We start from the raw sequence: 4,462 nt of genomic DNA, 5'->3' as shown, positions 1-4,462 counted from the left end.
ACTTGAAGAAGTCCGGGGACCATCTCGTACGTACGGGAGGCCCATCGGCTCCCGTACGTGAACAACCGGCGATCAGCCGCCGAACTCCTCCAGGCCCTTCATCGCCTGGTCGAGCAGCGCCTGACGGCCCTCCAGCTCACGTGCGAGCTTGTCCGCCTTCGCGTTGTTGCCCGCGGTGCGTGCCGTGTCGATCTGCTTCTGGAGCTTCTCGACGGCGTCCTGGAGCTGGCCGGTCAGACCCGCGGCACGCGCACGCGCCTCCGGGTTCGTCCGCTTCCACTCGTTCTCCTCGGACTCCTGGAGCACGCGCTCGACGGCCTGCATCCGGCCCTCGACCTTCGGACGGGCGTCGCGCGGCACATGACCGATGGCCTCCCAGCGCTCGTTGAGGGCCCGGAACGCGGCGCGCGCGCTCTTCAGGTCCTTCACCGGCACCAGCTTCTCGGCCTCGGCGGCGAGTTCCTCCTTCAGCTTGAGGTTCTCGCCCTGCTCCGCGTCCCGCTCGGCGAAGGTCTCACCGCGCGCCGCGAAGAAGACGTCCTGGGCGCCGCGGAAGCGGTTCCACAGGTCGTCCTCGAACTCGCGCTGGGCGCGGCCCGCCGCCTTCCACTCCGTCATCAGGTCGCGGTAACGCGCCGCCGTGCCGCCCCAGTCGGTCGACTTCGACAGCGACTCGGCCTCGGTGACCAGCTTCTCCTTGGCCTTGCGGGCCTCCTCGCGCTGCGCGTCCAGTGAGGCGAAGTGCGCCTTGCGGCGCTTGGAGAACGCCGAGCGGGCGTGCGAGAAGCGGTGCCAGAGCTCGTCGTCCGCCTTGCGGTCCAGCCGGGGGAGACCCTTCCAGATGTCCACCAGCGCCCGCAGCCGCTCGCCGGCCGAACGCCACTGGTCGCTCTGCGCCAGCTCCTCGGCCTCGGTGACCAGCTTCTCCTTCGAGACCTTCGCCTCGTCGGTCTGCTTGGCCTTCTCCGCCTTGCGCTCCTCGCGGCGCTTCTCGACCGTCGTCACGAGGGCGTCGAGCCGCTTGCCCAGCGCGTCCAGGTCACCCACCGCGTGGTGCTCGTCGACCTGCGTACGCAGGTGGTCGATCGCGGTCTGGGCGTCCTTCGCCGACAGGTCGGTGGTCTTCACCCGCTTTTCGAGGAGGCCGATCTCGACCACCAAGCCCTCGTACTTGCGCTCGAAGTAGGCCAGGGCCTCCTCGGGAGAGCCCGCCTGCCAGGATCCGACGACCTTCTCGCCCTCGGCCGTACGCACGTACACGGTGCCCGTCTCGTCGACACGGCCCCACGGGTCGCTGCTCACAGCGCCTCCTCCACATGATGCCTGCGAGGGTTCGTGGCCCCCGGGCATCGTCCACAGTTTCATCGTCCACAGTCTGATCGCGGGGCCGAAGACGCCCTGCACACCGCCAACATAGGCGACGCGCAGGGCGGCTGTCCGCATCCCGCACATCCCGGTTTGACTGTGGGTCTACTTGGTCACGGTCGCCTTGTCGATGACCACGGTGGCGTTCGGGGCCCCGTCGCCCTGCCCACTGGACTCACCCGCACCAGCGATCTTCTCCAGCACGTCCAGACCACCCTCGATGGTGCCGAAAGGCGTGTAGTTCGCGGGCAGCGGGCTGTCCTTGTAGACCAGGAAGAACTGGCTGCCGCCGGTGCCCGGGCCCGCGTTGGCCATCGCGACCGTGCCCGCCGGGTACGTACCGCCCTTGACCTTCGGGTCCTTCAGGTTCTCGTCGGGGAGCTTGTACCCGGGGGTGCCGCTGCCGGCCGCCGTGGGGTCGCCGCACTGCAGGACGTAGATGCCCTGGGTGGTGAGGCGGTGGCACTTGGTGTGGTCGAAGTACCCCTTCCCGGCAAGGAAGTTGAACGAGTTCACCGTGCGCGGCGCGTTCTTCGCGTCCAGCGCCAGGTCGACGTCGCCACAGGTGGTCTGCAGCTTCATCGCGTACTTTGCCGACTTGTCGATGTCGAGCTTCGGCTCCTCCTTGAAGGAGAGCTTCGCGACCTCGCCCGGCGCGGGCTTCCTGCACGGGTCGGCGGCCTTCTTCGGGGAGTCCGACGGGTTCGGGGCGTCGGCCACGGACTTGCCGCCGTCCTTGCCCTTGCTGTCGAAGACGCCCGTCGCGTACGCCGTCGCGCCCGCCGCCACGACCACGGCCAGTGCCGCGCCGATCACCGCCGTACGCCGCCTGGCCTTGCGCTGCTTCTCGGCACGGCGCTGCTGCTGGCGCTCGAACTTCTCCCTGGCGAGCTGCCGCCGCCGCTGATCGCTGGTGACCACCGGGTGTTCTCCTCGTACGTGTCGACTGGTGCCGGACTCCTGTCCGGCCGGGCCCGAGCTAGCCCGTACCGTATATGGGTTAGCTGTGGGGGGAAGAGCGCCGGTAGGCTCTGATCCATTGCAAATCCATACTGCAATCCCCGCTGGACGACCACACAGAGGACGATCGTGCTTATTGCCGGGTTCCCCGCCGGGGCCTGGGGGACCAATTGCTATCTGGTCGCCCCCGCCGCAGGCGAGGAGTGCGTCATCATCGACCCGGGCCACCAGGCCACCCAGGGTGTCGAGGAGACGCTGAAGAAGCATCGGCTGAAGCCCGTCGCCGTCGTGCTCACCCACGGCCACATCGACCACGTCGCCTCGGTCGTCCCGGTGTGCGGGGCCAAGAACGTACCCGCGTGGATCCACCCCGAGGACCGCTTCATGATGAGCGACCCGGAGAAGGCCCTCGGCCGCTCCCTGGGTGCTCAGCTCATGGGCGAGCTGACGGTGGGCGAACCGGACGACGTCAAGGAGCTGTACGACGGGGCCGAGCTGGTGCTCGCCGGTCTGGACCTGTCCGTGTCGCATGCGCCCGGCCATACCAAGGGGTCGGTGACCTTCAAGCTGCCCGAGGCCGCGGACATTCCGCAGATCCTCTTCTCGGGCGACCTGCTGTTCGCCGGCTCCGTCGGACGCACCGACTTCCCCGGCGGCTCCCACGCAGACCTCCTGAAATCGCTGGCCCGTGTGTGCCTGCCGCTTCAGGACTCGACCGTGGTGCTGTCCGGGCACGGCCCCCAGACGACCATCGGCCAGGAGCGCGCGACCAACCCGTACCTGCGGGACCTGGACGCCGCGCCCGCCCCTCGACGAGGAATGTGACCTACCTCCCGTGAGTACCTTTCAGGCCCCCAAGGGCACGTACGACCTGCTTCCGCCCGTCTCCGCGACGTATCTCGCCGTGCGCGAGGCCATCGCGGCGCCGCTGCGGAACTCCGGCTACGGCTACATCGAGACCCCCGGCTTCGAGAACGTCGAGCTGTTCGCCCGCGGCGTCGGCGAGTCCACCGACATCGTGACCAAGGAGATGTACACCCTCACCACGAAGGGCGGAAGCGAGCTCGCGCTGCGCCCCGAGGGCACCGCATCCGTGCTGCGCGCCGCGCTGGAGGCCAACCTCCACAAGGCCGGCAATCTGCCCGTCAAGCTCTGGTACTCCGGCTCGTACTACCGCTACGAGCGCCCGCAGAAGGGCCGCTACCGCCACTTCTCGCAGGTCGGCGCCGAAGCCATCGGAGCCGAGGACCCGGCGCTCGACGCCGAGATGATCATCCTGGCCGACCAGGCGTACCGCTCGCTGGGGCTGCGCGACTTCCGCATCCTGCTGAACTCGCTCGGCGACAAGGAGTGCCGCCCCGTCTACCGGGAGGCCCTCCAGGCCTTCCTGCGCGGCCTCGACCTCGACGCGGAGACGGTCCGCCGCGCCGAGATCAACCCGTTGCGCGTCCTCGACGACAAGCGTGCGGACGTGCAGAAGCAGCTGGTCGGCGCCCCGGCGCTGCGCGACTACCTGTGCGACGCGTGCAAGGCGTACCACGAGGAGGTGCGCGCGCTGGTCACCGCTGCGGGCGTCGCCTTCGAGGACGACGAGAAGCTGGTCCGCGGCCTGGACTACTACACCCGCACCACCTTCGAGTTCGTCCACGACGGTCTCGGCTCGCAGTCCGCGGTGGGCGGCGGAGGCCGTTACGACGGCCTGTCCGAGATGATCGGCGGCCCCGCGCTGCCGTCCGTCGGCTGGGCGCTGGGCGTCGACCGCACGGTGCTCGCGCTGGAGGCCGAGGGCATCGTCCTCGACATCCCGTCGTCGACGGCCGTGTACGCGGTGCCGCTCGGCGAGGAGGCCCGCCGGGTGCTGTTCGCCAAGGTCACCGAGTTGCGGAAGGCCGGGGTCGCCACGGACTTCTCGTTCGGCGGCAAGGGCCTCAAGGGTGCCATGAAGAACGCCAACCGCAGCGGCGCCCGCTATGTCGTCGTCGCCGGTGAGCGCGACCTCGCCGAGGGTCAGGTCCAGCTCAAGGACATGGAGTCCGGCGAGCAGGAGCCGGTCGCCCTGGACACGGTCGTCGCGGAGATCCAGCGCCGCCTGGCCTGATCCCGTACGTACGGAGGAGGGGCCCGGCACCTCAGAGGT

The 4,462-nt window shown here is 69.4% G+C and carries 4 protein-coding genes; 2 read left to right on the top strand and 2 right to left on the bottom strand.

The genetic code is table 11. From position 1 onward, the window contains the following. Positions 1–72: 72 nt before the first annotated feature. Entirely contained in the window at positions 73–1,302 is a 1,230-nt protein-coding gene (locus ACWGIG_RS37255; RefSeq protein ID WP_453326154.1) for a DUF349 domain-containing protein, read from the bottom strand. A gap of 168 nt (positions 1,303–1,470) precedes the next feature. Further along, positions 1,471–2,286 carry a peptidylprolyl isomerase gene (locus ACWGIG_RS37250; RefSeq protein WP_453326153.1) on the bottom strand — a complete coding sequence of 272 codons (816 nt, stop codon included), beginning with the start codon at positions 2,284–2,286 and terminating at the stop codon, positions 1,471–1,473. Positions 2,287–2,454: 168 nt separating this feature from the next. On the opposite strand from ACWGIG_RS37250, the gene ACWGIG_RS37245 reads away from it, so the two are divergent. Next, the gene (locus ACWGIG_RS37245) at positions 2,455–3,150 is read left to right on the top strand and encodes an MBL fold metallo-hydrolase (RefSeq protein ID WP_453326152.1); all 696 of its coding nucleotides are present in this window, start codon (positions 2,455–2,457) and stop codon (positions 3,148–3,150) included. Positions 3,151–3,160: 10 nt separating this feature from the next. Next, positions 3,161–4,423, top strand: coding sequence for a histidine--tRNA ligase (gene hisS / locus ACWGIG_RS37240; protein ID WP_453326151.1), 1,263 nt, complete (start codon positions 3,161–3,163; stop codon positions 4,421–4,423). The last annotated feature ends 39 nt before the right edge of the window (positions 4,424–4,462 follow it).

This window comes from Streptomyces sp. NPDC054863 (assembly GCF_053610825.1).
Note: the sequence above shows the minus strand (reverse complement) of the source record. Positions and strands in the feature narration are given on the sequence as shown.